We start from the raw sequence: 26,121 nt of genomic DNA, 5'->3' as shown, positions 1-26,121 counted from the left end.
TACGGCAGCGCCTGACGCGAGCGGCCGCCGCGAGATGATCAAGGGTTGTGTGGACTCCCGAAGATCGTGCGGTGGCCGCAGGCCATAGCGGAGACCCTGACCGATGGCGGGCGATGTTCGACCAGGTCATGGCCCGGATCGCGGGCACGTTCGGGCGCGTTGAGCCCCGGGCGGCGGCCCGTTCCTACCTGCTCGGGCTACTGACGGGCGTCGAGCGGAAGAACTGCCGGCAGCTGGCCGAACGAGCGGGGCATAAGCGGCCCGGGCCCCTGCAGCGTCTGCTGGGGTATGCCCGATGGGACGCCGATGCGGTCCGCGACGACCTGCGTTCCTACGCCGCCGAACACCTCGGCACCGACGATGCTGTTCTCGTCGTCGACGAGACCGCTTTCCTGAAGAAGGGCCGGTCCTCGGCGGAAGTGCAGAGGCAGTACACGGGCACCGCCGGACGCATCGAGAACGCCCAGGTCGGCGTGTTCCTCGCCCTGGCCACCCCCCGGGGCCGGGCCCTGATCGACCGCCGGCTCTACCTGCCCGAGCATTCCTGGAGCACCGATCCCGAGCGCCGCTGTGAGACAGGAATACCCGAGACGGTGGAGTTCGCGACCAAGCCCCGCCTGGCCGGGGAGATGAATACCGCCGCGCTGGACGCCGGGATCGCCGCCTCCTGGGTGACCGGCGACGAAGCCTACGGCCAGGCCCCCACCTGCGGACCGTCCTGGAAGCACGCGGCACCGGCTACGTGCTGGCCGTCGCCTGTTCGGCCCGGGTGAGGATCAACCACGGCCGCACCACAGTCCGCGCGGACACCGTCGCCGGGCACCTGCCCGCCACGGCCTGGCAACGACACAGCGCCGGAAGAGGCGCGAAAGGCTACCGCCACTACGACTGGGCCTGGATCCACATTGGCGCCGGAAGCCACCGCCACCTGCTGATCCGCCGCAACCGGACCACCGGCGAACTCGCCTTCTACCTGTGCTGGTCACCCACCACCGCGACCCTGTTTCTTCTTGCGGTTGGCCAGCTGGTCCTTCTTCTCCGGGATGACCGCACGCATGCGGCGTTTGCGCAGGTGGGCGCGGTTGCCACGGGAGGAATAGGCCTTGTCGCCCGCCACGGCGTCCGGCCGGGTGCGCGGACGGCCCACGGGCAGACGGACGCGCATCTGGTTCAGGACGGGGATGAACTGAGGGCTGTCGGCGGCCTGCCCGGCGGTCAGGAGCAGCACCAGCGGGCGGCACCTGCGGTCGCCGGCGAGGTGGATCTTGCTGGTCTGCCCCCCCTGGAGCGGCCCAGCGAAGCGGCCTTCAGCCGCAGCCGGTGCCGGCGCCGGACGCGGCGCCGCTCCTGCCGTCCGGGGTCGATGTCCTGTCCGGTTCGTCCGTTGTTGTCGCCCCCTTTGACCTGGCTTTTTCTTCGGCCGCGGCCTTCTCCAGCGCGGTGAGGACGTCTGGGCTCAGGTGCATGCCGGCCGCGTCCTGGTGGGCGCGCACGGTGGTGGAGTCGATACTGACCAGGGACAGGTCCACCTCGTCCCGCCGGGCCGCCTCCGCGATCAGCCCCTCCAGCAGGGCCTGGAAGACGCCCGCGTCGCGCCACTGCCTAAAGCGGTTGTGCACGGTGGGCCAGGCACCGAACTCAGCCGGCATCTCCCGCCACTGCCCACCGGTCCTGAACCGCCAGATCACCCCCTCGAACTGCTGCCGCAACCGCTCGGGATACGTCCCGAACCGGCCGATCGGCAGATAGGACTCGATGAACTCCCATTGAGTAATCACTCGTCCGGTCACAGGCCCAGGACCGTCGCCACCAGTTCGCTGCGGCTGCGGACACCGGTCTTCGCGAACACACTCTTCAGATGGTCCTGCACGGTCGCCGCGGTGATGTGCAGTTCCACGGCGATGGTCCGCGACGGCAGACCGGCGACGACTCGCGCCAGCACGTCCCGCTCGCGCGGTGTAAGCCCGTACGCGAGCAGCAGTATCTCGGCCACGTCGGCGGCCGGCGCCGGATGTACCGTCACGGCGATGGCCGCCGGGTGCGGGCCACCACTCAGCGGCGAGGCCTGGACGGAGAGCCACCGGCCCGAGCGGCCGCGGATGCGTCCGTACGCCGGCAGCTCAGCGCCTCTTCCCCGTGCGGCCACCTCCAGGATCGCGGACGGCAGTTCCGCCTGCGACGGGCCCAGCTCGTCCCGCCAGAGTTTCGCGGCCAGGTTCTCCGAAAACAGCCGCAAGTCCTGGTCGAGCAGGAGCACTCCGGCCTCGGACGGGCCCGCAGCGGTGTCGTCGGGTGCCCGGTGGGCGGCCCGGCGCAGGGCCGTACCGACCGGGGCGGACAGCCGCCGCAGGACGCCGACGTCGGCCGGGGTGAAGTCGGGCCGCCGGCCGCCGCGGAAGAGGGCGACGACGCCCCAGCAGCGGCCGTCCACCACGAAGCCCGCCCGCAGCTCGTGCCGTGCGTCGATCATCGGCAGCACGGTCCGGTAGCGGTGGCTGGATTCCGGATCACCGCCGGTGGCCGCACCGAGCGTGCCCGCGGACACCTCGGAGCGGACCAGCGCCGCGAACTTCAGGACGTCGTCCACCAGGTACTCGTTGTGCGCGGCGGCCGCGGCCGCCTCCGGTACGAGCCCGGCGCTGACTTGGTCGGCGGTCAGCAGCGTCATCGGGTCGATCGTGCTGAAGCAGTAGGAGTCGGCCGGGATGAGGCGTGTCAGCCGGTCGGCGATCCGGCGGCGCAGTATTCGGGAGTCGAGGTCGAGACGGCAGATCGCCTCGATGTCGCGCACGGTCTCGCGCCGGACCATCGGGGAACTCACCCTTGCCACGGTATCCCAGAAATGTGGGAGGGCCGCCCGACCTCCAGGCGCCTACCGTGGTTCCGAGAAACCCCAGGTCACCGGAGGTACACCGACATGTCCCCGTCCATGCTCAACGTCGGACTGGATCCAGCGCTGGTGGACGACGCGCCCTCGTCACGGGCGGCGTTCCCTGAAATCGACGCCGAGGCGGTCCGGGCCGGAATGGCCGCGGGCCGGGCTCGGCTCGAGGAGCTCGGCCTCAGTGTCGATGTCTGCCTGCTCGACTACGGCCGCACGGCCGAGGCGGTCTTTCGCGCCGCGTTGACCGCCAAGGACTACGACATCGTGCTGATCGGCGCCGGCGTCCGGCTGGACCCGGAGCTGACCCCGCTGTTGGAGGTGCTGGTCAACACCACCCACGAGCTGGCACCCGGCGCGAAGCTCTGCTTCAACGTCAGCCCGACGACGGCTGTCGAAGCCGTCCAGCGGTGGTGGCCCGAACACAAGCCGCTGGTCTAGGCGCTCCATAGCACTCAAGAGACGATTCGATGAACGGGAGGCGGTCTTCCGCCATGTCTGCAAGAGCACTCGAGGACAAGGTCGCACTGGTCACCGGCGGCAGCCGGGGCATCGGCCGGGCGATCGCGGAGCGGCTCGCCCAGGACGGCGCCGCCGTCGGCGTCACCTACGCCCGCGACGAGACGGCGGCGAGCGAGACCGTCGAAAACATCCGCAAGAACGGAGGACGGGCCTTCGCACTCCAGGCGGGGCTGGGCGAACGCGGCGACGCGGCCCGCCTCTGGGCCGCCTTCGACGCCGCGGGCACGGAGCACGTGCCCGACGGGAAGCTCGACATCATCGTCAACAACGTCGGCATCGGGGATTTCGCATCCCTGGAGTCGTTGACCGAGGACGCCTTCGACAAGGTCTTCGCCGTGAACGTGCGTGCACCGTTCTTCGTCACGCAGCAGGGACTGCCGCGCCTGCGCGACGGGGGCCGGATCATCAACATCTCCAGCTCCGTGGCCCGCCTGGCCACGCCGGGAATGATCGCCTACGGCGCCACCAAGGGAGCCCTGGACAACTTCAGTCTCGCCCTCGCCAAGGAGCTGGGCCCCCGGGGCATCACGGTCAACTCGGTGGCCCCCGGAACCGTCCTCACCGATGCCAGCGCGTCCACCCTGCTGGGCGATCCGCATGCCGAGGCGCAAGCGGCGTCTCTTGCCGCCCTCGGCCGGATCGGGCGGCCGGAAGACATGGCCGACATCGTGGCCTTCCTCGCCTCCGACGACGCACGCTGGGTAACCGGCCAGGTCATCGACGCAACGGGAGGCATGGCCCTCTGACGTGCTAGGGAGAGGAACACCGTCGAGCGGCTGATCAACAAGATGAAGGCCTGGCGTGGCATCGCCACCCGGTACGACAAGTCTCCCGACAGCTACCTCGCCGGCCTCCACCTACGCGCCTCGATGATCTGCCTCAAGGACCTCACCCGAGCCACCCATTGATCGGAACTCAATACACCTAGGCGGGTTTCGGCCCGGGCGCGGGCGTCGTGGTCCCGGTCGCGGTCGCACCGCGAAGGTCCCGGTGAAGCCGGGACAGGCGATCATGGTGCGGTGCCGCTACTCGGCCACTGCCTCGTGGCGAAGCAGTGGCATGCGTTCTTCGTCATCCGAAGGGGCCTCGCGCGACCGACTTGGTTGTCAAAGCTGGTCTCGGTGACCACTTCCTCCCGCCCACGCTTCAGCTCCGAACGTGCCTTTCACGTCGGAGGCGATGGTGGTGGCGTTCACCCTGGCTTGCAGGGCGTAGACGGTGGTTTTCCGTGTGCCACGGACACTGAGACGGACTGGGCTGTCGCCCGGGTGGGCCGCGAGGATTCTCTTCAGTTCGCTCACGGACCGCTCCGTGACCCGGTGGGCGGGGAGTTGAAGTCGTACGGGAGGTTTCCCGCCGTGCTCGGCCGAGGAAACGTCCAGCATCGTCAGTTCTCTGCCAAAGATGTTCACCGTACCGTCGCGGTCTTCGATCTTGCCTCTGACGGAGATGACGTTGTCCTCGGCCAGCGCGTGCTGCACGAGCTGGTAGGAGGCAGGGAAGAAGAGGACCTCGATGTCGGCGTCGCGGTCTTCGAGGTTCACGACGGCCCACGCGTTGCCCTGTTTGGTCATTTTGAGCTGGACGCCGGTGATCAGCCCGGAGAGCTGGATGTCTCCGGTGGTGCGGCCGGAGGTGAGAAGTTCGGCGATGGAGCAGTCCCGGGCTCCGGTGAGAATGTGCTCGGCGCCGTCCAGTGGGTGGGCGGAGACGTACAGGCCCAGCATCTCGCGTTCGGTTGCCAGAAGCTGGCGGCGGGGCCACTCGGCGTCGTCGATGGGGAAGTCCAGGCCGAAGGCCGGTCCGTCGCTGCCTTCGCCGCTGAGATCGGCGAAGAGGTCGTCCTGACCGAAGCTTGCTGCTTTCTTCACGGGAATGATGGCGTCGATGGCGTCTTCGTGGATGACGGTCAGGCCCTTGCGCGCATGTCCCAGGGAGTCGAAAGTGCCCGCTTTGATCAGGGATTCGACGGCCCTCTTGTTCAGTGCGGGCAGGTCGGCCTTGTCCAGGAAGTCGGGGAAGGAAGTGAACTTCCCCTTACTGCGGCGGGCAGCGACGATGGCCTCGATGACGTTGTCACCGACGTTGCGTACGGACCGCAGTCCGAACCGCACGTCGTCACCGACGGCGGTGAACTCTGCGACGGACTCGTTCACGTCGGGCTGGAGGACTCGGACGCCGTTCTTGCGGGCGTCGGCGAGGTAGATCGCGGCCTTGTCCTTGTCGTCGCCCACCGAGGTGAGCAGGGCGGCCATGTATTCGGCCGGGTAGTTCGCCTTGAGGTAGGCGGTCCAGCAGGAGACGAGGCCGTAGCCGGCGGTGTGGGACTTGTTGAACGCGTAGCCGGAGAACGGAAGCATGACGTCCCACAGCGCCTTGATGGCTTCCTCGCTGAATCCGTTGCCCCGCATGCCGTCGTGGAACTTGTCCCACTCGGCGGCCAGCACCTCCGGCTTCTTCTTGCCCATCGCACGGCGCAGCAGGTCGGCGCCGCCGAGGGTGTACCCGGCCAGTTCCCGGGCGATGGCCATGATCTGCTCCTGGTAGACGAGCAGATGAAAGGTGTTGCCGAGGATCGGCTCCAGGGCGTCGCGCAGCTCGGGGTGGATCGGGGTGATCTCCTGGCGGCCGGTCTTACGGTGCGCGTAGTTGGTGTGTGCGTTCGCCGCCATGGGGCCGGGCCGGTAGAGGGCGTTGACCGCGGCAATGTCTTCGAACCGGGTGGGCTCCATCTGTTTCAGTAGAACCCGCATGCCGCCGCCGTCGAGCTGGAACACACCGAACGTATTGCCCTCGGCCAGCAGTTGGTACGTCTTGGCGTCGTCCAACGGGATCACGACGGTGGAGGGGTCGCCGTCCAGGGGGTCCACGGTGGCCAGGTTGATGCCACGGTTCTCGCGGATGTTCTCGATGGCCTGATCGATGACGCCCAGGTTCCTCAGCCCCAGGAAGTCCATCTTGATCAAGCCCATCGCCTCGCACGACGGGTAGTCGAACCCGGTGATCTTCACGCCGTCCGAGGCACGCATGTGCAGCGGGATACGGTCGGTCAGCTTCGTCTTGGACAGGATCACCGCAGCGGCGTGCACACCGGTACCGCGAGTCAGGCCCTCCACTCCCCGCGCTGTGTCCATGACCCGCTTCACGTCCGGCTCGCTGTCATACATCTGCCGGAGCTCGCCGGCCTCGCCGTACCGCTCGTGAAAGGGGTCGAAGACGGCTGCCAGCGAGGCTGACTTGCCGTTCTGGTCCGGCGGGAGCGCCTTCGTGATCCGCTCACCGTGGGAGTAGGGGTAGCCCAGGATGCGTGAGGAGTCCTTGGTCGCGTTCTTGGCCTTGATCCTGCCGAACGTGTTCACCATGGCGGTGTACTCGTCGCCGTACTTCTCGGTGACGTAGCGGACCATTCTGTCGCGCCGGCGGTCGTCGAAGTCGAGGTCCACGTCCGGAGGGTTGATGCGCTCGGGGTTGAGGAACCGTTCGAACAGCAGGCCGTGCTCCAGAGGGCACAGTTCGGTGATGCGAGTGGCGTAGGCCACGATGGAGCCGGTGGCAGAGCCTCGGCCCGGGCCGAGGGGGATCCTGTTCTCCCGGGCGTGGCGGCAGATGTCCGCCACGACGAGGAAGTAGGAGCTGAAACCCATGGGGCCGATGACCGTCATCTCGGTTTCGAAACGGTCCAGGACGTGCTGGGGAACCGGGTTCCCGTAGCGCGTCGCCAGGCCCGCGAGGACGTCCTTCCGCAGCCACGACTCCTGGGTTTCCCCCTCGGGAACGTCCGGGAACTGTGGCATCTCGTCGACGTAGTCGAAGACCTCGTCATAGGACTCGACGCGCTCGGCGATCAGCAGGGTGTTGTCGCAGGCTTCGGGAAGTTCCGAGAAGAGTCTGCGCATCTCGGCGGCGGTCTTGAGGTAGTAGCCGGAGCCGTTGAAGCGGAATCTCTTCGGGTCATCCTTGTTCTTGCCGACACCGATGCACAGCAGGCTGTCGTGGGCGTCGGCCTGGTCCTCGGTGACGTAGTGCGCGTCATTGGTGGCCAGGAGAGGGATGCTCAGTTCTGTAGCCAGCCGCAACAGGCCGTCGCGGACGTTGCGTTCGATGTCCAGGCCATGGTCCATCAGTTCCAGGAAGTAGTTCTCGCGGCCGAAGACCTCCTGGTAAGCCGCAGCAACGGCCTTCGCCTCGTCGTACTGGTTCAGCCGCAGCCGGGTCTGGATCTCGCCGGAGGGGCAACCGGTGGTGGCGATGATGCCCTCCGGCCGCTCAGCGATCAGCTCGCGGTCCATGCGCGGCTTACCGACCGGGAACTGTCCCTCATAGCTGGCCTGCGTGCTGAGCCAGAACAGGTTCCGCAGGCCCTGCACGTTCCGAGCCCACATGGTCATATGGGTGAAACGACCGCCACCCGAGACGTCTTTCGAGCCCTCACCGTCATCGCTCACGGCGCGGCGGCCTCCCGGCCCCCAGAACTCCTGCTTCCGGCCGAAACGGGAGGAAGGCGCTACGTACGCCTCGATGCCGATGACCGGCGTGATGCCCTCGAAGCCCTTCGCGACCTGCGCGAATTCATGGGCGCCGAACATGTTGCCGTGATCGCTCATGGCAATCGCAGGCATCTGCTGCCGGGCCACCTCGCCGAACATCGGCTGCAGCTTCTGAGCACCGTCCAGCATCGAATACTCGGTGTGATTGTGCAGGTGGACAAAAGAATCCGGCACGGGTGAGTTGCCTCCGCGGCGAGTAGGAAGCCCCACCCCGGCCGGAGCCGCGATGGTGGCCTTGCCAGCGACCGGCCGCATCGGCATCGGCAGATGGGCGGGCTGCTCGGTCCATCGAGGTGTGATCGCGTGCACGGGGTGACCAGCAGGATCGACCCTGCCTGGGCAATCGCCCCTGTCGCACCATCCCGCAACACCACACGTTGACCAGAGACATCAAAGCGGCCAGTGCGCACGGGAATCAAACAACCATTTCACCCTTATGACTCAACCAACGGTTGATCACCTAGGATGGCCGGCGTGGACCTCACTGCCGTGTACACCTTCGTCACCGCCGTGGACGAGGGACAGTTCCAAGAAGCCGCCACCAGCCTGTCGATCACCCCGCAGGCCGTCTCCAAGCGCATCGCCGTGCTGGAGAAGGACCTCGGCGTGCAACTGTTCAGCCGCACAGCGCGGGGGGCCCGGCTGACGATCGACGGCCAGGCGTTCCTGCCCCACGCCCGGGCTCTCCTCCAAGCCGAGGAGCGGGCAGCCGCTTCCGTACGGCCAGGCACCCGCCCGCTACGGGTCGACGTGATCGGCCGACAGCTCTCCCTGGCAGGACTGCTGCGTGACTTCCATCGCGCGCACCCCGGCATCGAGCTCGACGTGGTGACCCTCTTGGACTCCGCGGCGGCCATAGCCGCCATCCGCTCCGGAACGATCGACGCGACCTTCCGCGCCGTCACCATGCCCGGGCGACAACTCCCCGACGGCATCGAGGCCACCCCGGTCCTCGACGAGCCTCTCCATCTGTTCACCGGACCGGCCCACGAGTTCGCTGCCGCTCGCAAGGTCACCCCCGCCCAGCTCGCCGGGCGTCGGATCTGGATGCCCGGCAACGTCCCCGGAACCGAGTGGGCCGCCTACTACGACGAACTCGCCACCGTGTTCGGGCTCACCATCGACTCGATCGGCCCCGACTTCGGCATCGAGCCCCTCCTCGACACGATCGCAAGCTCCTCGACGCTGGCGACCTTCGTCAGCGAGCAGACCCCGCTCGTCTGGCCCGCCGGCCATGACCTGAGGCGTATCCCCCTACACAGCCCGATCCCGGTCTACCCGCACTCACTGCTCTGGCGCACCGATAACCCGCACCCTGCCCTCACCGCGCTCCGCACCCACCTCAGCTCCGCATACCCCGGACGCCCCGAAGGCGATATCTGGACACCGAAGTGGGCTCAGCACCCTCCGAGTTAGGGGCATCGTGCGTGGCACGATTCACGAGCCTCTCGTGGCAGGTCCGGGCAGCGGCCAGGCCGAGGAAGGCGAAGAAGCGCGAGCCCTTTCGTTCGTATCGGATGGTCAGGCGGTGGTAGCCGAAGAGCCGAGTGATCGACCGCTCGATCTTCCAGCGGGTGCCGACCAAGGCGTTCGCCGGACTCGATGCCTGGCCGCGCGATGCGCGCCACGAGCCCAGCTTGCGCAGCCGGCTGAGTTGTTCGACGGAGAAGTACGCCTTGTCCGGCCTCGGTACCGATGGGCTCGCGCGTTCAACTGTCGCGAGTTCTCCACCGAACCACCTCTGGCGGTTACCGTACGTGATCAAACAGTAGAGGCGAGCGTGACCTCTCAGGTGGGGTGCTTCACAGAGTTGGAGGCGGCCCGTACGGTCATTCGACCCGAATTACCAAACGGACCGTATGGACAACTTCTCCACTCCACCCGTGCGGGGCGACTCGTTACGAATGTCGGACGAGGTTGGCGCGCAGCACCTCTTCGATGTCCAACTCCACCTCGCGCGTGTGAACCCCGGCCGCGAGTGCTGCCCGGGCAAGCTCTCCAGACGCCGGGGTGAACGTTTCGCCGAGCAGGCGGTCTTCCGCGCGCAGTGCGTCTTCGAGCGTGCCGTCGATTGCTTCGGTAGCCGCGGCGCGGACACCGTCGGGCAGAGTCGCGATGGTCAGTGCGACCCACTCGACATAATCGTCCAGTTCTGCGGCGGGCAGAGCTCGGTTCACCCATCCCCACCGCTCGGCAGTCGCCGCGTCGACGAGCCCGCCTGTCAGCACGATCTCGAGAGCGAGCGCGACCCACGAGGCGGGGTAGGTGGGCAGTCGCACCGGCTCCAGGGATGATGCCGGTCAGTGTCTCGAACTGGCCGAACGCCGCAGTCTCGAGGGCCGCGAATCGCAGATCCAGGCTGGAGACCAGTTCGGATCCACCGCCACGGGCGAGTCCCGCGACTTTGGCGATGGTGGTCTGAGGCAGACGCCGCCAGCGTTCATGAAGCCGCATCATCGGGCCCGTCCCGACAAGCGTCTCCTCCGCGATCGGGAGGGCGGCGTAGCTCGCGGGGTCTCCACGAATGACAGGTCGCCGTGTGCCAAGAAGAACTCCGGATTGGTGCTCTGGACCACGATGACGTACAGATCGGGATCATTCTCGGCCGATGCAGCGACGGCGTCCAGGTCGAGCATGAGCTGCGCCGTCATCAGGTTGACGGGCGGAACATCAATCGAGACCCATAGCACTCCGTCCTGGCGCTTCACATTGAGGCTGGGCAGGGACTGTTCGGTCATGAGATTCCTTCGGGTTGACGGTATCTCTGATACACCTGGCACATGGCAGGTACTTCAACGCAACCTGGTATCCACGAAGATCGGGCCGGTCACGAGACCATCGTCGGCCCGCGGCGCGAGCTCCTGGATCAGTTGCTGGACAAGTGGGGTCAACTGCTGCTGGCCGCGTTGTGCCGGCAGCCGCGACGCTTCAACGAGCTCAAGAGAGAGCTCGATGGGGTCACTCAGAAATCGCTGACGCAGGCACTGCGACGATTGGAACGCAACGGCCTCGTCGAGCGCCGGGTACTGACGCAACGCCCCGTTGCTGTGGAGTACCGGATCACGCCGCTGGGTCGCACGCTTGAGGAGCCCTTCTCGATCCTGCGCGACTGGACCGCCGATCACCTCCCCGAAGTCGAACGACACAGGGAGGCATTTGACGAAGGCGCGAACACCCTTTAGCTGGTGGCTCGCGTCAGCCGTCGGCGAGGCAAGGTCGAGCGCACGCACGGGGAGTACGTGTCTGCGCGTTGGGAGAGCCATGTCTGGAGGTCGCTGGTCCCGAATTGACCGTCTGAGACCCGACCGAGAGGACCACGACGACGAGCACCACACCCGGTGAAGGGCCCAGCAACGGGCACGGGGACAGCCCACGAGCAACGCCGGCCGCGGACGCATCACGAGCGGCCTGCTCATCCGTCAAAAACTCGACCGGCACCCCGGATCTCCCAGCAGTTGATCAACAACGACTGCCGAAGGTTCCGATGTCAGACCGCGTTTGAGATCTGCTGTAGGGCGGTAGATCCGACCGAGGCCGAAGGGCCTGCACGCCCGTCGCGGTGATCGGTACGCTCGGCAGGTCGGAGGGGATGTGATGTTGCAGGTTCTGTTCAGCGGGGACACCGGAGAGCTTGAGCTCTCTGGGACGCGCCAAGGGCTGCTGGCCTTCGGGCTGCTACTACGGGGGAAGGCCGGGAGCTGTGATCTCTCGGAGAACCGGCGCCCCTTTCCCTACGAGAGGTCGCTGTCCGAGATCGCGTTGCGGGAGGATCCGGAGCGGGCCACCGTTTCGATCGTCACGGAAGCCCAAACCCTGAGGATCCAGGGAGGACGGGAAGCTCTTGACCTCCTCGCCGATAACCTTGAGGGCTTCGCCTCCGAGGCGGATGCAAGCGATCATTGCCACGTCGACTCCCCGACGTACGACTACATCGCACCAGAGTCGGACTCCCTGGTGATTGCGTTCATGAAATCAGCGGAGAGCCTTCGGCCGCACCGCGGTTGAGCCCGTACACCTCAGCGCGACAGACCGATCGTGGGCCTGATCGTGTGGCGGGTCGGCCACGTGTGAGCCTGCGGACCATGATGCCGATCATGGCCCAGCGGATCATGGTCTCGGAGTGGGCGGGGCTGGTTTCGTAGTCGCGGGCAAGGCGTCGGTGGGCGGTGAGCCATGAGAACGTGCGTTCCACCGCCCACCGCTTGGGCTGGACCTGGAAGCCGCGCTGGTCGGGGGCTTTGCGGACGATCTCCAGGTTGCGGCCGAGGATTTGGGCGGTCCAGTCGACCAAGCGGCCGGCGAAGCCCTGATCGGCCCAGACCTTCTTGACGCCGGGGTGGTCGAGGCGGGTCCACAGCAGTGGCCGCTTCGCGCCGTCGCGGTCCTGGACGCTCGCCGCGACGACATGGACGGCCAGGAGCAGGCCGAGGGTGTCGGTGACGATGAACCTCTTGCGGCCCTTGACCTTCTTGCCCGCGTCGAAGCCCCTGGTGTCGGCGGGGACGGTGTCGGCGGTGCGGACGGACTGCGAGTCGATCAGGCCCGCGCTCGGCTCCGCGTCGCGTCCGTCGGCCTCGCGAACCCGGTCGCGCAGGGCGTCGTGGATGCGCTCGACGGTGCCGTCGTCGTGCCACCAGGTGAAGTACCAGTACACCGTCGGCCACGGAGCGAAGTTCTTCGGCAGCTGCCGCCAGGAACACCCGGTCCGGACCACGTAGAAGATCGCGTCCACGATCCGCCGCCGCGGATGCTTCTCCCGCCGACCACCCTTCGGCCCCACCCGCGCCGGCGGCAGCAACGGCTCCACCAAAGCCCACTGCCCATCCGTCAGGTCCGACGGATACCCACCCCCAACATCACTCACGGTGAACTCAACGACCCCACCAGCCACAGGACACGGCAGATCTCAAACGCGGTCTCAGAGGACGGAACGTAGGTTGATGACTGTATCGCCCAATCGGTTCGGGAAGGCAGGGCAGATCATACGACTGCTGGCCTCCTTGCAATGATTGCGTCTGTCAACGTCAACTGACTTACAACAGAAGGAGGTTAGGGCGCCCTGGAAAATTGGGTGAGGACGCTCCACTATTGCCGTATGTCACAGACACCTTCAGCACGACGAGAGGAAGTGCCGCAGCATAACCAAGTCTCCACGTCGCCCGATGCTCCCGGCATGAATTCAGCCGCGTTGGACAAACATGCCGCTCGACGCCGTAACATGATCTTTGCGCTGTGTGTGACATTTGCGACGATCGGGGCGGGTGCGGTTCTCGTCCCCATCCTCAAAGCCCTGTGGAATCAGGATCCATGGATCATGGAGCTTCTTGAAGGGCACTTTGCCGCCCTGGTCGGCCTCCCATCGATCGCGCTACTCGCCTTCATCCTGGTGGTCCTCCTGGAGGCTCGGTTCGACAAGATCGAAATGGAGTTCTTCGGGGTTGTGAGGTTCAAGGGGGCGTCCGGCCCGATCATTCTGTGGGGGTTCTTGTTCCTCCTCATGGCCACCACGCTCAGGTTCCTGTGGTGAAGCAGGTGCTGCGGGCGTCCATGCAGAGATATGAACAGCCAGCGGTCAGTACGCAAGGTCGTCGACGCCGCGACATCCAGTCCCGCCAGCACCTGCCCTACGCCAGCAGCAGAAGCTCACAGCGCCCGCTTGGGACCGCACGCACCGTCGGCGAGGTCCTTGTCGTAAGCCCGCTGCATGACGGCGTCGGTTTCGGCCTTCGGCGCATTGATAGGGATGTAGGCCCCGGAGTAGACGACGCACGACGAGTCGTAGACCGGCCACAGCGCCCACGCCCCGAACGCGATGACGGCGGCCATCACTGTGAGCACAGCTGTGACTCGGCAGCGCGGCGTGGAGAAAAGACGGGATATCACCAGCGGATGGTACGGGATGACATACAGGCATCGGACGACCGTGGTCTTGTGCCAGCAGATGACGGCACCTTCGGCGACCACACACAGTGACACCACGGTTGACCTGACCGAGGGATACGCGACACCTCAACATATGGGCCTACCAGTCCCGAGGCCGTTGTCCGCGCGAAGTTTGACGGGCCGATGCCGCCGTGGTCCCCTGCGGGACCACGGCGGGGATGCCGAGGATGAGCGACTTGCGGGCAAGACTGTCTGTCGTACATGTTCGCACCTGACTCGTCGACGGTGAGCGGGATGCCCTGGGCATCGGACAGCACGTGCAGCTCGCTGCCCTTCTCGCCGCGATCGACCGGGTTCGGTCCCGTCAGCGATTCCGCCTTTGGGCGCGACCGGAAGCCGCGTCGACGATCGCCGAGGTCCAGTCCACCTCGCCCCGGACCTCGAGTTCGTCCAGCACCGCCCGATGCAGCCGACGCCACAGGCCGACCTCGGTCCAGACGCATCGACAGATCAGCGCTCACCGACATCATGCGCTCGCACACCAAGGCGCGTCGGACAGCCTTCCAAGCCTTGACTCATGCGGCCGATCTGGCGACCTGCTCGATCTTCGCGCAGTAGGCGGTGCGGGCGTCCTCGTCAATCTGCCTCTCGTGTTCGGGGCGCATCCCGGTTCGGCCATCGACGCCTTCGCGCAGAATGTCGGCGTGCCCGGCATGCCGGTTGGTCTCGCCGAGAACGTGGACCAGGATGGCGAACAGGTTCGTGTGGGAATAAGGCTCCGGCCACCACGGCACGTGGCCGGGGGCGTCGAGGGCAAGCTCGTCGATCGTCGCGTCTGAGTGTTCCCACGTGCACCGGTAGAACTCGATGATCTGATCGCGCGTCTCGTCCGCGGCTGCCCACAGATCGCTGCCGTCGTGGTCCTGCCACCGGGGCAGCGGTTCCGGGGACGGCCTGTCGAAGACCTCGCCGAAATACCTGGCCTCGACGGCGGCCACGTGTTTGACCAGGCCGAGGAGGTTGGTCCCGGTCACTGTCAAAGGTCGGCGGGCGTCATATTCGGACAGACCGTCGAGCTTCCAGAGCAGCGCCTCGCGGTCCCGCCGCAGTCTGCCGTGCAGGTTGTCCTTCGCGAATTCGTCGATCATGCGGCATGAGCCTGCCATGGGCTGCTCGTGGCCTCAAAATTTCGTACGTGGAGCGCGACGACCGGCAGAGCCGAAGCCTGGCCATCACGCCGTACGGTCGGTTCACTCTTCGAAGTGTCCTGACCTGCTATGTGGCTCATATTTAGAAGCCATCTCATTTGGACGACTCGGTATTCTGTGAGTCATGGTGGGGATCGTTGAGCGGCTGGTGCCGGACGAGTTGTGGGAGTTGTTCCAGCGGGTGGTGCCGGAGGCGCCGTCGCGTCCGCAGGGCGGTGGTCGGCGTCGGCACGGCGACCGGGAAGTGCTGGCCGCGATCGTCTTCGTGGCCACGTCGGGTTGTACCTGGCAGCAGCTGCCTTCGTCGTCGTTCGGTCCGTCTGGTGCGACTGCCCACCGGCGGTTCTCAGAATGGCCGAAGGCCAGGGTGTGGGCGAATCTCCACCGCCTGGTCCTCGACGAACTCGGTTCCCGTGGCGAGTTGGACTGGTCGAGGTGCGCGATCGACTCGGTGAACATGCGGGCCTTGAAGAGGGGGACCTGACGGTTCCGAATCCTGTTGACCGGGGCAAGTACGGGTCGAAGATCCACCTGATCACCGAGCAGACCGGTCTGCCCGTATCCGTCGCAATCTCCGGGGCCAACGTTCACGACAGCCAAGCCCTTATCCCGCTCGTGACGGGCATACCGCCTATCCGCGCCCGCCGAGGTCCCCGGCGACGCCGACCAGGAAAGCTCCACGCCGACAAGGGCTACGACTACCGCCACCTGTGGCAATGGCTATCCGGGCGCGGAATCCGGCACCGCATCGCCCGCAAAGGCATCGAGACCTCGCAGCGACTCGGCCGACACCGCTGGACCATCGAACGCACCATGTCCTGGCTTGCCGGCTGCCGACGGCTCCACCGCCGCTACGAACGCAAGGCCGACCACTTCCTGGCCTTCACCAGCATCGCCTGCACCCTCATCTGCTACCGCAGACTTGCCAAATGAGATGACTTCTCAGCACGGTTCGCCAGTTGCCCGGGCCCGGCCGGGCGGGCCCGTCTCACCGCGCCCGGCGATCCGTACGACCGTACGACCGCACGCCCGAGCTCCTGGCTCCTGGCTCCTGGCTCCTGGAGGGCTCCTGCCTGGCGCTCAAGCACGAACTACTGTTGGAGTACTGATCGCAGAACGCAGTGAGTTGATCGAAAAAATGACTTACAGTGCACTACACCGGTGCTAGAGTCGCACGACTGTTCGGTTTTCACTTCGAGGGGGGGCCTCGTCAACCGAATGGACGGGAGGTTTTTCTGTTGCTCGGAATACGCTTGCGCAACGCCGGGGTAGTCATGGCGACTGCCGCGGTAGTCACGCTCGCCGCCAGCCCGACTGCATGGGCTTGGGAGACGAACGCGCCCACCGTGTGGGGTGACAACGACATGTCACGGGAATGGGTCGACGAGTCCTACAACGAGATTAAGTTCAAGGACTGCTACACCGGGTCGACGGACAAGTGGATCCAGGTCGAGCGCTGGCAGTTGGTCACGCTGGGCTCGGATATCGTCCGTGACAAGTTCAGGTTCACCAACTGTTTCAATGGTACAGACGCCGTCAGCGCCGACACACAGTCAGGCCTTCCGTACGCCACGTACTACTTCGAGACAGACGCTCCATGCCTCAGCTGCGTGGTAACTGTCAGGAAAATCGTCGTGGACACGACCAAGGCCGACTGATCTCGGCGGGCCGCTGCGCATCTTGTGCGGCGGCCCGCCCCGTATATCTTTCCTTGAGGCTCCATGCGCTTCTTCAGTGCCCTACGCACCCACGCCGCTGTGCTGGCTCTGCCGGTGACCGGCTTCTTCTTCGCCTACGTCTTTTTCGCGACCAAGGGGAGGATGAGTCATTTCGCCGCACTTCCCTGGCCGGCCGAGGCCGTGTCCTTCGCCATCCACGCACCCGTTCCTCTGGCCGCCGCAGCCGCTGCGGGACTGGCCGCGGTGGAGGCGACGCGGCTGCGAGCCCTCGGTGTGTGGGAGATGGGGCCCGCACGTTCCGAACTGCGCGTGGCTGTCCAGCCTATTCTCATCGTCGTGCTCACTCTGGCTACCCTGATGGCCGCCATCACGGCGGGCGCACTGTGGATCGCCGGAGTCGCTCCCGACGTGTACGTGCTGCACCTGTTCGGTGTGGTCGTGGTCCTTCTCACCGCCCACGCAATCATCGGATTCCTCCTCGGGCGACGCCTCCACGCGTTGTACTCCGCGCCGCTCATATCCATAGCCGTGTTCGTGGGAATCAGTTTCCCTCTGGGCACGGGCAGTTTCTGGGCGCACCACGTGACCGGGGCCATCGGTCTGATGACCTTCGGTGAGGCGTATTCCCTCCCCATGACGGTCGCCGCCGTGGTGCCGACGGTCTGTCTCGCTCTCGCCTTCGTCCTGGCGATCGGCCCCCGGCGTATTCGTGCCGGTGCTGTCGCGTTGTCCCTCGTGATCGCCGGCAGTGGCCTGCTGGGTGCCTACGGCATCACCCGCGAGTGGACCTCTTTCGCTCCCGCCGCCAAGGGGCTGGCGCCGGTCACCTGTGAGGGCCGCGCACCGGAGGTGTGCATGCCTTCCGCGGGTTCCCAAGACCTCGGAGACACTCAAGCCGCACTTTCCGACATGACAGCGAGTCTGCGGGACAACGCGATCATTGCGAAAATCCCCACGCGTATCACCGACATCACGGTATCCAGCCCTCAGCTGCCGGACACCGGGGGGGAGAGGTGGACACTCAACCTTGCGGCCGGGAGACCTGACGGTGTCTCCTGGGCTGACGTGGCCATCGACGTCGTGGGAATGCCCTGCGAGACCCCGGACTGGAACACCTTGCACTACGGCACTCTCTGGGCCGCCCGGACCATGGGGGTGGCCGATGACTACCTTGCCTGGCTTTCGCGTGAATCGCAGTCGTTCCGGATCGGGGACAGCAAGCAACAGCTCCTCGCGGAGATGGACAGGGTCGGCGGCCTTCCGCTGAACGAACAGAAGCTCTGGTACGTCGAACAGCTCCGGCTCTCCTGTCAGGGTGGCCGACCGGGATGATCTGGTGGTTGCGTCAACGAGGCGCCCTCGGCCTGCTGCCCGGCGCCCTGTTCGCCTTCGTTCTGAGCATCGCTCTCACGTCGGATCTCGTCCTTGTTCTCCCTGCGTTTCTGGGCAGTCACCCCATCCCGACCGGATTGAGTAACTTCTTCTGCCTCGTCCCTTCTGTCGCCCTCGTCGCATGCCTCGAAAGACGCCTGCCCGGTATTGAGCGATCCGCTGTGCGCCGACTCGACTCGATGGACATCACGCTGGTGACGGGCTTCGCCCTCCTGGCCAGCACGGCGGCGGCAGTCATGACTCCGCTGGACTGGGACGCGATGTGGACGGCCGCCCGCAACAACCTGCTCTTCTGCGGTCTCACCCTGGGAAGCTGGCCTCTCCTCAAACACCGGGCAGTCCTCGTGCCCGTGTTCTGGATGATCCTCGCCATGTTCACCGGGGGCAGACAGCCCGACGACCCTTATCCCTGGGTGATTGTCACCGAGAAGGCCGAAGCCGCCCACGCCGCGACGGGCGCCACCCTCGTCTTCCTGACGGGACTTGTTCTCCTCACCTGCCTCGCGCCAAGGACCGACCGATGACTCTCCTGTTCGACCGCGTCACCTTCACCTACCGCCGCACGCTGCGCCCTGTCCTCTCCCAGCTCACCTACGAGGTGCCCGACCAGGGGTTGACGATCCTGCTCGGCCCCAACGGAGCGGGGAAGTCCACGACGCTGGCCCTTCTCGCAGGGACAGTCGCGCCGACGGCGGGCAGAGTCCTGTTCAGCGACTCGAACGTCACCTCCGCCACCCGTGCATTCCGCCGCCACGTGGCCTGGCTCCCCCAACGGGTACCGACATCCCCGCAGCTGACCGCTCGCGAGTATGTGGCGTACATTGCCTGGCTCAAGGGCGAGAACCGTGCCCACGCATGGGCACGGGCCGGCGCCGCCCTGGAACAGGTCAGCCTCGCCGAACAGTCCGGGCAGAAGACGGCCAGCCTCTCCGGGGGGCAACTCCGGCGTGTCGGTATCGCCTGTGCCCTGGCCCACGACGCCCGCGTCATCCTGCTGGACGAACCGACAGCAGGTCTCGACCCTCATCAGCGTTCCGTGTTCCGTGAGGTACTGGGAGAGGTTGCGACGAGTACCCCGGTGCTGATGTCCACCCACGACGTGAACGACCTGGCCGACGCGGCTGACACAGTCACTCTCATGGAGTCGGGGAAGGTGCGCCACCACGGGGGAACCCAGAGTTTCCTTGACCACGCCCGCCCCGAGGCCGCCCCCGGACGCAAGGCGGAATCGGCATACTCCGCCCTCATGCGCCTCGACGGTTCACGGTGAGCGGCATGGCGTAGCGCCGCCCGTGAACGCGGGTCTCAGGGTGCGGGCTCGTCGGCCGTCGGAAGGGCTGCGGAACAATTCTGACGGGCAGTGAGCTGTTTCCGACCTGACGACGGTGTCCGTCACTTGGGCGGCTCTGCAGCGCGATGAAGCTCCTGGTAGGAGGTGTCACGACCAAGATCCACCGTGCACCACCAGGAGCTTGCCGTGCTTGTCTACCCGTCGTCGATTTATCTGTCCAGCCGCACCCTGAGCTACCTGAGCGCTCAACTGCATGCCCGGCGACGGGAGGTCGGAACGCGCTGGCGGCGTCTACCCACGGACCGACAGGCCCTGCTCGCCTTGGCCCACCTGCGATGCGGCGATACCTATGCCCAGCTCGCCGGAATGGACGCGCAGACTGCGTGGGTGGCGGCCCGTCTCACCCGTCACCCCGATGAGTACGCCTACGCCCTGGCCCACCCCGGCTCCTACGCCCACGCCCTGGCCCACCTGGACGACAGGCGTACCTGAAGGCGCGTTGCCGGTGGTTCCCGGCCCGGTGCAGCCAAAGACCTGGCGACCCTGTCCTTCGTCGAAGCGAAGGCCAATGCCGCCCTGCTGGGGCCGCCCGGCGTCGGCAAGACCCACATCGCGATCGCGCTGGCGGTCGCGGCCTGCCGGGCCGGATACTCGATCTACTTCACCAGCCTCGACGACATGGTCCGCAACCTCAAGGCAGCCGAGGCAGCCGGACGTCTGACCAGCAAACTGGGTTCCTACCTGCGGCCGAGCGTTCTCGTGGTCGATGAAGTCGGCTACCAGCCCCTGTGCGTTCACGTGTACGCCGACAACGGGTCCATGTTCGCCCAGTCGCGGCCGACCGACGCCTGAAAACCCCTCCCGCGTACGGACATGGTCGGTGCCTTTCGTTCAGAGGGACGGGGTGTCGGAGAGTTCACGGAGCGGCGCCAGATCCTGCGCCATGAGGTCGTCGGTCGACAGCACGCCGGCCTGGTCCGAGGCGAGGGCGGCGCGGGTGGTCCCGTAGAGCAGATGAGCGCGGGACTGCACCAGGGCCGCGAGCGCGAAGTCGTCGACGCGCGGCAGCCGGAAGCCGCGCGCCCCTGCGCCGGAGCGGCCGGGGCCGTCCCGGTGCACGAGGAACGGCTGGGTGCCTGCCACAGTGGCGGCGTTGACGGCCTCGCGGGTCGTCCTGCCGGCCGAGTCGTAGGCCAGGAGGAACACCACGTCCCCGGGGCTGGCGCTGCTGAGCTGGTGGCGGACGCCGTGCGCGGGGTCGGGGTCGGGGTGGTCGTTGTAAACCGCGCTCATGTCGGCCAGCGATGGATCGCAGACAACGAGCGGGGGCTGTACCCCGTCGACGCCGAGCGGCGCGTCCCAGCGCAGGTTGTGCGCGAAGTGCTCGCCCACGAGGGCGAGAGGCCCGCCGTCCGGGCACAGCACGTAGATCCGCCGCCGGCCAGCGATCGCGTCCGCGACGGCCTCGGTCGCCTCCCGCAGGAAGTCCCCCAGCAGTTCGGTGTCCACCGCGGCCAGGACGTGCAGGTGCTGCTCCGCTCGGGCCGGCAGAGGCTCAGTGCCGGGGCCGAGCGCGGTGGCGGCGGCCAGGGTCAGCACGGTCAGCATGGCGTCCTCGCTGATCTGCTGGTCCGTGGTCCCGGTCGCCCAGACCATGCCGTCGGCCGGCTCCATCTGGGTGCCGTCGCCGCCCACCAGCGCCAGCACCGGCACGGAGTGTTCGGCGCAGAGCCGGGCGGCCTCCAGGATGTTCGCCGACCGGCCGCTGACGCTGGCGACGACGACCAGGTCTACCCGGCCGATGCCGCTGGCGAGCGACCGCGCGAAGGCCGTGCGGTACTCGTCCTGCTGCGCGGTGTAGGCCAGGGTCGCCGGGCTCATCATCGCGTCGTTCACCGGCACTCCGGCCTGCGCGTGGAGCTGGAGGAGAGCCGAGCGGACGATCGCCGAGGAGCCGCCGTTGCCGAAGGCGCGGATCTCGCCGCCGCGGGCGGTGGCCTTGGCCAGCAGATCGACGGCCTCGGCGTGGCGGGTGAGCATGCGGCGGACGGCGTCGCCCACCTCGGTCATGTACGCGCGGGCGAAGTCCTCGTAGAGGAGCGTGGTCATGATGGGTCCTTCCTTCGTCCCGGAACGGGCCCGGCGGGGGCTAGCCAGGGCTCGACCGCGGGCGGGAACTCGATGTCGAACAGGCGGCGGCGGACCGGGCCCAGGGCCGCAGGCGGGTCAGGGCAGTCGAGGCGGCAGTCGACCGGCCGGTCCCCGGACGCCGCGTCCGTCGCGCCGGCGCGGACGTGATCGGAGGGCAGGTGGAACCTGCGCGCGATCAGCAGCGCCATCCGGTACTTGGTCAGGCCCTGCTCCGCGCTCCAGTGGGCGACCGAGCCCAGGCGCTGCCCTTGCAAGAGGGCCCCGGCGAGTCGGCGGCACACCTCGGCGGCCTCGTCCGCGTGCGTGGGGTAGCGGACACACACGTCGTCCAGCTCGACTGGGGCACCGGCGCCGACCTGGCGGGCGATCTCGGTCAGGTTCGTCTCGGCGGCGAATCGCACGGGCCCGTACAGCACGGGCAGCCGCAGGATCGCCGCGTCCGGGCAGGCCCCGCGCACGGCGTGCTCGGCAAAGAGCTTCCACCGGCCGTAGGCGTTCAGCGGATTCGGGTGGTTGTCGGGACGGTAGGGCGGCGCCGTCCCGTCGAAGACGTAGTCGCTGGAGATGTGCACCAGCCGGGCCCCGCACCGGCGAGCGCCCTCGGCGATCAGCCGGGCCGCATCCACGTTTCCCGCGCGGGCCCTCTCCGGTGCACCAGCCCACACCTCGGGGCGGCGCTCGCCCACGCAGTTCACGACGACGTCCGGCCGCACCCGGCTGAGCAGGCGTGCGACGGCGTCGGCCGACGTCGCATCGACCGCGGCCAGGCCGCCGGCGGTCCGGCTGAACGCGGTGCCCGTCACGGTCATGTCGCCGAAGGCCCGCATCACGGAGCGGCCCAGGAGCCCGGACGCACCGAAGACCACTGCTCGCATCCCTCACCTCCACAGTCCTGCGAGGTGAGACAGACAAGCGGAGCCGGACGCGTGATCGGGAGAGGTTGCCGCGGTGTACCCGGTGCCACACACCAACTCGGTGTACGCGCACCGAATTTGGGGCTTGGTGTACGTACACCAGGCCCCATTCGTCCCGTCTTCTGGCGGCCCCCTGAGCGGTGGTACCTTCCGGCCAGGACCCCGCCGGACTTGGAGTGCCCATGGAGCAGCAGCGGTTGACGCCCCGCCGGCCAACGTGCTCGGCGCCCTGTTACAGCAGCTGGGGATGCGGCCGGAGCAGCTCATCGCCCGCATCAACCAGCGGCGGGCCCGCCGCGGCTGTTCCCCCCTCAGCCCGAAGGCGGCCTACCCCTGGCTGCGCGAGACCCCTCTCTCCCGCAGCCCGACAACCAGGCGGACGCCCTGGCCGTCCTCACCGCCAGGGCTGGACGGTGCATCACCGCGGCCGACGTCGGATGGGACCTTCATCGCCCCCGGACCCGTCACCGACACCTCGACGCGCCCGGCGACGCCCCCCTGGAGGCCCTGCTCCAGGAGATCAGCCAAGGAGACCTGATGGACCGCCGCAACCTGCTCATGCTCACCGGAGCCGCAGCCACCGCCCCCGCCCTCGCGCTGCTGCTCGGCCCGATAGCGGAAGCCTCCGCCGCCCCTTCCGGCCAGCTGAACGAGCGGCTCCTCGGGTCGATCGAAAGAGCAGTTCGCGACCTGAGAGAAATCGACGACTCCACCGGCAGCGCCAGCGGCGACCTCACCTGGGGCATCGGCATCTGGCAAAGCGCCTCCCGGGTCGTGGCACAGGCCCGCGGTCAAGGGCCCCTCACCGACCGGCTCCACACCGCCTACACGAGCTGAGCGAGCAGGTCGGCTGGATGTGCTTCGACGCCCGCCAGCACCCGCAGGCCCAGCGCATCTACCACACCGGCATGCGCCTGGCCCGCGAGACCGGCACCTCACTGACCACCCGCCACGCGACCGCCAACCTCGTCGCCTCCACCGCGTACCAGGCCGCATGGCTGGGCCACCACAACGACGCCGCCGCACTCCTCGACATCGCCGCACGGACACCAGACCTTCCGTCCGCAGCGGCCGCGGTCATCGCCGACCGGCGTGTCTACGCCGCAGGACGCCGGAACGACCCTGACGCGGTCCTCCGATTCCGCGACGAAGCACTGGGCCACCTCGGATCTCCCGACGAGCGCACACCGTGGTGGGCGACCTGGCTCACGAAGGACTCCGTGGACGCCGCAACCGGCCGGGCCTATCTCGCCTGCGACCAGCCGACGCGGGCCGTCCCCTTCCTGCGCAGCCGCGTCGAGGCGACCGGGCCCGACTACCCGCGCGACCACCTCCACGCGATGCTCGACCTGGCCGACACCGTGCACCAGTGCGGTGACGGCGACCAGGCACGGGAACTCCTCGATCAGGCCGAAGGGCTCATCGGCACTGTCAGCTCCCAGCGCATGGTCCACCGGTTCGACACCCTGTCGTCAGCCGTCGCCGCCGCGTGAAAGCCGGATTCGACACCGACGCCGCAGAGGCGTAAAGGACACCGATCGGCCCGGCGGCCGATGCACCTGCCGGGACCGCGGTGACCGTGAGGGACGCGGAGGTCGAGGACCCGGCCGCCTGGGACGACCTTTGGCGGGCCCTCTTTAGAAGACGTCTCATTTGGCGAGTCTGCGGTAGCAGATGAGGGTGCAGGCGATGCTGGTGAAGGCCAGGAAGTGATCGGCTTTGCGTTCGTAGCGGCGGTGAAGGCGGCGGCAGCCTGCAAGCCAGGCCATGGTGCGTTCGATAGTCCAGCGGTGGCGGCCAAGGTGCTTCGAGGACTCGATGCCTTTACGGGCGATGCGGTGGGCAATACCGCGCGAACGGAGCCATCGACGCAGGTGGCGGATGTCGTAAGCCTTGTCGGCGTGGAGTTTGGCCGGCCGCCTTCGGCGGGGCCCGCGGTGTGAGCGGACGGGGTGGGATGCCCCGCACCAGAGGCTCCAGGGCCTGACTGTCGTGCAGGTTCGCGCCCGAGATGCCGATGGAGAGGGGCAGACCGGACCGTTCGGTGATCAAGTGGATCTTCGACCCGGACTTGCCCCGATCCACAGGATTCGGACCCGTCAGGTCCCCCCTTTCACGGCCCTCATGTTCACCGAGTCGATCGCGCACCTTGACCAGTCCAGCTCGCCGCGTGCTCCGAGTTCATCCAGCACCAGGCGGTGGAGTTTGGCCCATACCCGGGCCTTGCTCCACTCGGTGAACCGCCGGTGAGCCGTGGGACCCGATGGTCCGAACGACGCTGGCAGCTGCCGCCATGTGCACCCTGACGTAGCAACAAAGACGATCGCCGCCAGCACCTCGCGGCCCCCGTACCACCGACGGCCACCGCCCTGTGGCCGCGACGGAGCAGGCGGCACCACCCGTTCGAACAGCATCCACAACTCATCCGGCACCAACCGCTCCACGATTCCCACGGCACCAGATTACCGAATAGCCCAAATGAGACGTCTTCTTAGACTGTCACTCCGCCATCTGAGTGAAGCAACTTGGAACCGACGCATTTATGGACAGGAACAGGGGAGCCTCCCAGCTCTCCTGAGATCGATGCGCTCGGTCCGACGAGTCGGAGAAGGTTCGGTTGACAAGCCGGAGCCGGCACACGCTGGGGTGTAGCCAGGTAAGCCCACAACCCGCCAGTAGTTGATCTTCAGATCGACATGGCCCGCTCGATAACCCGTCGTCGACCTCCTCCTCAGCGCCTGCGGCAGACGGAAGCGGCGGTCGGCACCCGCGGGCAGGTCTGAAGGCGCGGCAGGCGCGATCGCTTGGCGCGCCCTCCGCCACGGGCGCAAGCTGGTAGGTGAGTGAGTGAAGGGAGCCGGAACCATGATCACCGATCCCAATGGTCTCCTCGTGATCAACCCGGGCGAAGGGGAGAAGACCGACCTCGGCGGCCTGGGCGTCGATTTCAAAGTCTGGGGTGACGCCACCCGTGGCAGTCTCGCCATCGTGGAGCACCCGATGGAGCCCGGGCGCCTGGTACCTCCCCATGTGCACGAGAACGAGGATGAGCTGTCGTATGTCCTGGAGGGAACCTTTGGGGTGAGAGTGGGAGACCGGGTCGCCACCGCCGCGCAGGGCACCTACGTGTTCAAGCCACGCGGAGTTCCGCACACGTTCTGGAATGCGGGCAGCGAGCTTGGGCGACTGCTGGAGGTCATCTGGCCTGCCGGGTTCGAGCGGTTCTTCGAGTCCCTGGGGAAGGCGGCGCAGGCGGCGGACAGCCAGGAGGGGTTCGAAGCACAGCGCGCCGAGTTGGCAGCCGGCTACAACGTCGGGTTCGTCCCCGACTGGGCCGACGAGCTCAAGAAGCAATACGGGCTCAAGCTCCTGGGTGAGCCGTGAGCTGAGCTTCCGGGCCGACTGACCACTGGGCTCTGTGGGCTATGTTCTCGTATGACTACGGCGCACGGGCATGTGGCACTGCATGACACTCGGTCCTGGACCCGACGCGAGGGTCAGCGGCACAGCGAATGGGGGCAGCGGCTGTTCGGGCTTTGACTGCTGCTGACCTGGAGGCTTCGGCGAAGGCCCTGCTCGTGCACTGCCCGGCTCCGTGATCGCTGCGCCTGATCATCCGGCGTGACTGCTGCGGGTGCGGATGGCTGTCATCA

General features: G+C 67.2%; 24 protein-coding genes and 7 pseudogenes. 18 read left to right on the top strand and 13 right to left on the bottom strand.

Going from position 1 to position 26,121, the window contains the following annotated elements; genetic code table 11:
- The first annotated feature begins 71 nt into the window (after nucleotides 1-71).
- On the top strand, nucleotides 72-773 hold the full coding sequence (locus ACFYQ5_RS28480; protein ID WP_389201635.1) for an IS701 family transposase: 702 nt from the start codon (nucleotides 72-74) through the stop codon (nucleotides 771-773).
- Between the two features lie 215 nt (nucleotides 774-988).
- Here the strand turns inward: ACFYQ5_RS28480 and ACFYQ5_RS28475 are convergent.
- Both ACFYQ5_RS28475 and ACFYQ5_RS28470 read right to left on the bottom strand, forming a co-directional pair.
- A pseudogene (locus ACFYQ5_RS28475) lies at nucleotides 989-1,790 on the bottom strand (IS5 family transposase); the annotation flags it as partial.
- Nucleotides 1,787-2,821 (bottom strand): LuxR C-terminal-related transcriptional regulator, encoded by a 1,035-nt coding sequence (locus ACFYQ5_RS28470; RefSeq protein WP_389201634.1) that lies wholly within the window; start codon nucleotides 2,819-2,821, stop codon nucleotides 1,787-1,789. The pseudogene ACFYQ5_RS28475 and the gene ACFYQ5_RS28470, both read right to left, overlap by 4 nt.
- Nucleotides 2,822-2,917: 96 nt before the next feature.
- On the opposite strand from ACFYQ5_RS28470, the gene ACFYQ5_RS28465 reads away from it, so the two are divergent.
- The 3 genes and pseudogenes from ACFYQ5_RS28465 to ACFYQ5_RS28455 all read left to right on the top strand — a co-directional run.
- Nucleotides 2,918-3,322, top strand: coding sequence for a hypothetical protein (locus ACFYQ5_RS28465; RefSeq protein WP_056792618.1), 405 nt, complete (start codon nucleotides 2,918-2,920; stop codon nucleotides 3,320-3,322).
- Nucleotides 3,323-3,375: 53 nt separating this feature from the next.
- Nucleotides 3,376-4,149, top strand: a complete 774-nt coding sequence (locus ACFYQ5_RS28460) for an SDR family oxidoreductase (RefSeq protein ID WP_389201632.1) — start codon at nucleotides 3,376-3,378, stop codon at nucleotides 4,147-4,149.
- A gap of 6 nt (nucleotides 4,150-4,155) precedes the next feature.
- A pseudogene (locus ACFYQ5_RS28455) lies at nucleotides 4,156-4,311 on the top strand (IS5/IS1182 family transposase); the annotation flags it as partial.
- 198 nt (nucleotides 4,312-4,509) lie between these two features.
- Here ACFYQ5_RS28455 and dnaE read toward each other — a convergent pair.
- On the bottom strand, nucleotides 4,510-8,124 hold the full coding sequence (gene dnaE / locus ACFYQ5_RS28450; RefSeq protein ID WP_389201630.1) for a DNA polymerase III subunit alpha: 3,615 nt from the start codon (nucleotides 8,122-8,124) through the stop codon (nucleotides 4,510-4,512).
- 300 nt (nucleotides 8,125-8,424) lie between these two features.
- On the opposite strand from dnaE, the gene ACFYQ5_RS28445 reads away from it, so the two are divergent.
- Entirely contained in the window at nucleotides 8,425-9,366 is a 942-nt protein-coding gene (locus tag ACFYQ5_RS28445; protein ID WP_389201629.1) for a LysR family transcriptional regulator, read from the top strand.
- 10 nt (nucleotides 9,367-9,376) lie between these two features.
- Here the strand turns inward: ACFYQ5_RS28445 and ACFYQ5_RS28440 are convergent.
- The 4 genes and pseudogenes from ACFYQ5_RS28440 to ACFYQ5_RS28425 all read right to left on the bottom strand — a co-directional run.
- Nucleotides 9,377-9,572: pseudogene (locus ACFYQ5_RS28440) on the bottom strand (IS5/IS1182 family transposase); the annotation flags it as partial.
- 276 nt (nucleotides 9,573-9,848) lie between these two features.
- A complete protein-coding gene (locus ACFYQ5_RS28435; RefSeq protein WP_389201680.1) occupies nucleotides 9,849-10,229 on the bottom strand; it encodes an enoyl-CoA hydratase/isomerase family protein in 381 nt (126 codons plus the stop codon).
- A gap of 16 nt (nucleotides 10,230-10,245) precedes the next feature.
- Nucleotides 10,246-10,404, bottom strand: a pseudogene (locus ACFYQ5_RS28430) (enoyl-CoA hydratase/isomerase family protein); the annotation flags it as partial.
- Nucleotides 10,404-10,688, bottom strand: a complete 285-nt coding sequence (locus tag ACFYQ5_RS28425) for a hypothetical protein (RefSeq protein WP_389201627.1) — start codon at nucleotides 10,686-10,688, stop codon at nucleotides 10,404-10,406. The gene ACFYQ5_RS28425 and the pseudogene ACFYQ5_RS28430, both read right to left, overlap by 1 nt.
- 42 nt (nucleotides 10,689-10,730) lie before the next feature.
- On the opposite strand from ACFYQ5_RS28425, the gene ACFYQ5_RS28420 reads away from it, so the two are divergent.
- Together ACFYQ5_RS28420 and ACFYQ5_RS28415 are read left to right on the top strand one after the other, a co-directional pair.
- Nucleotides 10,731-11,132: a winged helix-turn-helix transcriptional regulator gene (locus ACFYQ5_RS28420; RefSeq protein ID WP_389201625.1), complete on the top strand. Its 402-nt coding sequence runs from the start codon at nucleotides 10,731-10,733 to the stop codon at nucleotides 11,130-11,132.
- Nucleotides 11,133-11,544: 412 nt separating this feature from the next.
- Nucleotides 11,545-11,955 carry a hypothetical protein gene (locus ACFYQ5_RS28415; protein ID WP_389201624.1) on the top strand — a complete coding sequence of 137 codons (411 nt, stop codon included), beginning with the start codon at nucleotides 11,545-11,547 and terminating at the stop codon, nucleotides 11,953-11,955.
- On the opposite strand, the gene ACFYQ5_RS28410 is transcribed toward ACFYQ5_RS28415, so the two are convergent.
- Complete coding sequence (locus tag ACFYQ5_RS28410; RefSeq protein WP_389201622.1) at nucleotides 11,915-12,814, bottom strand: IS5 family transposase; 900 nt, start codon at nucleotides 12,812-12,814, stop codon at nucleotides 11,915-11,917. The two genes, ACFYQ5_RS28415 and ACFYQ5_RS28410, sit on opposite strands and share 41 nt — an antisense overlap.
- Before the next feature lie 231 nt (nucleotides 12,815-13,045).
- Between ACFYQ5_RS28410 and ACFYQ5_RS28405 the strand changes: the two genes are divergently transcribed.
- Nucleotides 13,046-13,477 carry a hypothetical protein gene (locus ACFYQ5_RS28405; RefSeq protein ID WP_389201620.1) on the top strand — a complete coding sequence of 144 codons (432 nt, stop codon included), beginning with the start codon at nucleotides 13,046-13,048 and terminating at the stop codon, nucleotides 13,475-13,477.
- 116 nt (nucleotides 13,478-13,593) lie between these two features.
- On the opposite strand, the gene ACFYQ5_RS28400 is transcribed toward ACFYQ5_RS28405, so the two are convergent.
- Both ACFYQ5_RS28400 and ACFYQ5_RS28395 read right to left on the bottom strand, forming a co-directional pair.
- Nucleotides 13,594-13,914: a hypothetical protein gene (locus ACFYQ5_RS28400; protein WP_389201619.1), complete on the bottom strand. Its 321-nt coding sequence runs from the start codon at nucleotides 13,912-13,914 to the stop codon at nucleotides 13,594-13,596.
- Between the two features lie 494 nt (nucleotides 13,915-14,408).
- On the bottom strand, nucleotides 14,409-14,981 hold the full coding sequence (locus ACFYQ5_RS28395; protein WP_389201617.1) for a DinB family protein: 573 nt from the start codon (nucleotides 14,979-14,981) through the stop codon (nucleotides 14,409-14,411).
- Nucleotides 14,982-15,165: 184 nt separating this feature from the next.
- Between ACFYQ5_RS28395 and ACFYQ5_RS28390 the strand changes: the two genes are divergently transcribed.
- The 7 genes and pseudogenes from ACFYQ5_RS28390 to ACFYQ5_RS28360 form a co-directional block, all read left to right on the top strand.
- Nucleotides 15,166-15,974, top strand: a protein-coding gene (locus tag ACFYQ5_RS28390; RefSeq protein ID WP_389201615.1) for an IS5 family transposase whose coding sequence is annotated in 2 segments (ribosomal slippage) — nucleotides 15,166-15,514 and nucleotides 15,514-15,974 — 810 coding nt in all. Because the reading frame shifts where the segments join, the coding sequence is not laid out codon by codon here.
- Between the two features lie 341 nt (nucleotides 15,975-16,315).
- Nucleotides 16,316-16,699: a hypothetical protein gene (locus ACFYQ5_RS28385; RefSeq protein WP_389201613.1), complete on the top strand. Its 384-nt coding sequence runs from the start codon at nucleotides 16,316-16,318 to the stop codon at nucleotides 16,697-16,699.
- Between the two features lie 63 nt (nucleotides 16,700-16,762).
- Complete coding sequence (locus ACFYQ5_RS28380; protein ID WP_389201611.1) at nucleotides 16,763-18,052, top strand: magnesium transporter; 1,290 nt, start codon at nucleotides 16,763-16,765, stop codon at nucleotides 18,050-18,052.
- Between the two features lie 221 nt (nucleotides 18,053-18,273).
- Complete coding sequence (locus tag ACFYQ5_RS28375; protein ID WP_389201608.1) at nucleotides 18,274-18,636, top strand: hypothetical protein; 363 nt, start codon at nucleotides 18,274-18,276, stop codon at nucleotides 18,634-18,636.
- On the top strand, nucleotides 18,633-19,382 hold the full coding sequence (locus tag ACFYQ5_RS28370) for an ATP-binding cassette domain-containing protein (protein ID WP_389201605.1): 750 nt from the start codon (nucleotides 18,633-18,635) through the stop codon (nucleotides 19,380-19,382). The genes ACFYQ5_RS28375 and ACFYQ5_RS28370 overlap by 4 nt, the downstream gene beginning before the upstream one ends.
- 207 nt (nucleotides 19,383-19,589) lie before the next feature.
- A pseudogene (locus ACFYQ5_RS28365) lies at nucleotides 19,590-19,766 on the top strand (IS5/IS1182 family transposase); the annotation flags it as partial.
- Between the two features lie 153 nt (nucleotides 19,767-19,919).
- Nucleotides 19,920-20,192: pseudogene (locus tag ACFYQ5_RS28360) on the top strand (ATP-binding protein); the annotation flags it as partial.
- A 102-nt stretch (nucleotides 20,193-20,294) separates the two neighbouring features.
- Here the strand turns inward: ACFYQ5_RS28360 and ACFYQ5_RS28355 are convergent.
- Both ACFYQ5_RS28355 and ACFYQ5_RS28350 read right to left on the bottom strand, forming a co-directional pair.
- Nucleotides 20,295-21,512: an SIS domain-containing protein gene (locus ACFYQ5_RS28355; protein ID WP_389201604.1), complete on the bottom strand. Its 1,218-nt coding sequence runs from the start codon at nucleotides 21,510-21,512 to the stop codon at nucleotides 20,295-20,297.
- Nucleotides 21,509-22,429 carry a dTDP-4-dehydrorhamnose reductase family protein gene (locus tag ACFYQ5_RS28350; RefSeq protein WP_389201602.1) on the bottom strand — a complete coding sequence of 307 codons (921 nt, stop codon included), beginning with the start codon at nucleotides 22,427-22,429 and terminating at the stop codon, nucleotides 21,509-21,511. Before ACFYQ5_RS28350 ends, ACFYQ5_RS28355 begins: the two co-directional genes overlap by 4 nt.
- A gap of 576 nt (nucleotides 22,430-23,005) precedes the next feature.
- Here ACFYQ5_RS28350 and ACFYQ5_RS28345 point away from each other — a divergent pair.
- A complete protein-coding gene (locus ACFYQ5_RS28345) occupies nucleotides 23,006-23,305 on the top strand; it encodes a hypothetical protein (protein WP_389201601.1) in 300 nt (99 codons plus the stop codon).
- A 17-nt stretch (nucleotides 23,306-23,322) separates the two neighbouring features.
- Nucleotides 23,323-23,961, top strand: coding sequence for a hypothetical protein (locus ACFYQ5_RS28340; protein ID WP_389201600.1), 639 nt, complete (start codon nucleotides 23,323-23,325; stop codon nucleotides 23,959-23,961).
- Nucleotides 23,962-24,117: 156 nt separating this feature from the next.
- Here the strand turns inward: ACFYQ5_RS28340 and ACFYQ5_RS28335 are convergent.
- Nucleotides 24,118-24,912: pseudogene (locus tag ACFYQ5_RS28335) on the bottom strand (IS5 family transposase).
- Nucleotides 24,913-25,333: 421 nt separating this feature from the next.
- Between ACFYQ5_RS28335 and ACFYQ5_RS28330 the strand changes: the two are divergent.
- Nucleotides 25,334-25,852, top strand: coding sequence for a cupin domain-containing protein (locus tag ACFYQ5_RS28330; protein ID WP_389201598.1), 519 nt, complete (start codon nucleotides 25,334-25,336; stop codon nucleotides 25,850-25,852).
- Nucleotides 25,853-26,121: the final 269 nt, after the last annotated feature.

This window comes from Streptomyces sp. NPDC005794, assembly GCF_042871445.1.
Lineage (GTDB): Bacteria > Actinomycetota > Actinomycetes > Streptomycetales > Streptomycetaceae > Streptomyces.
This window is presented reverse-complemented; position numbering and strand designations above follow the sequence as displayed.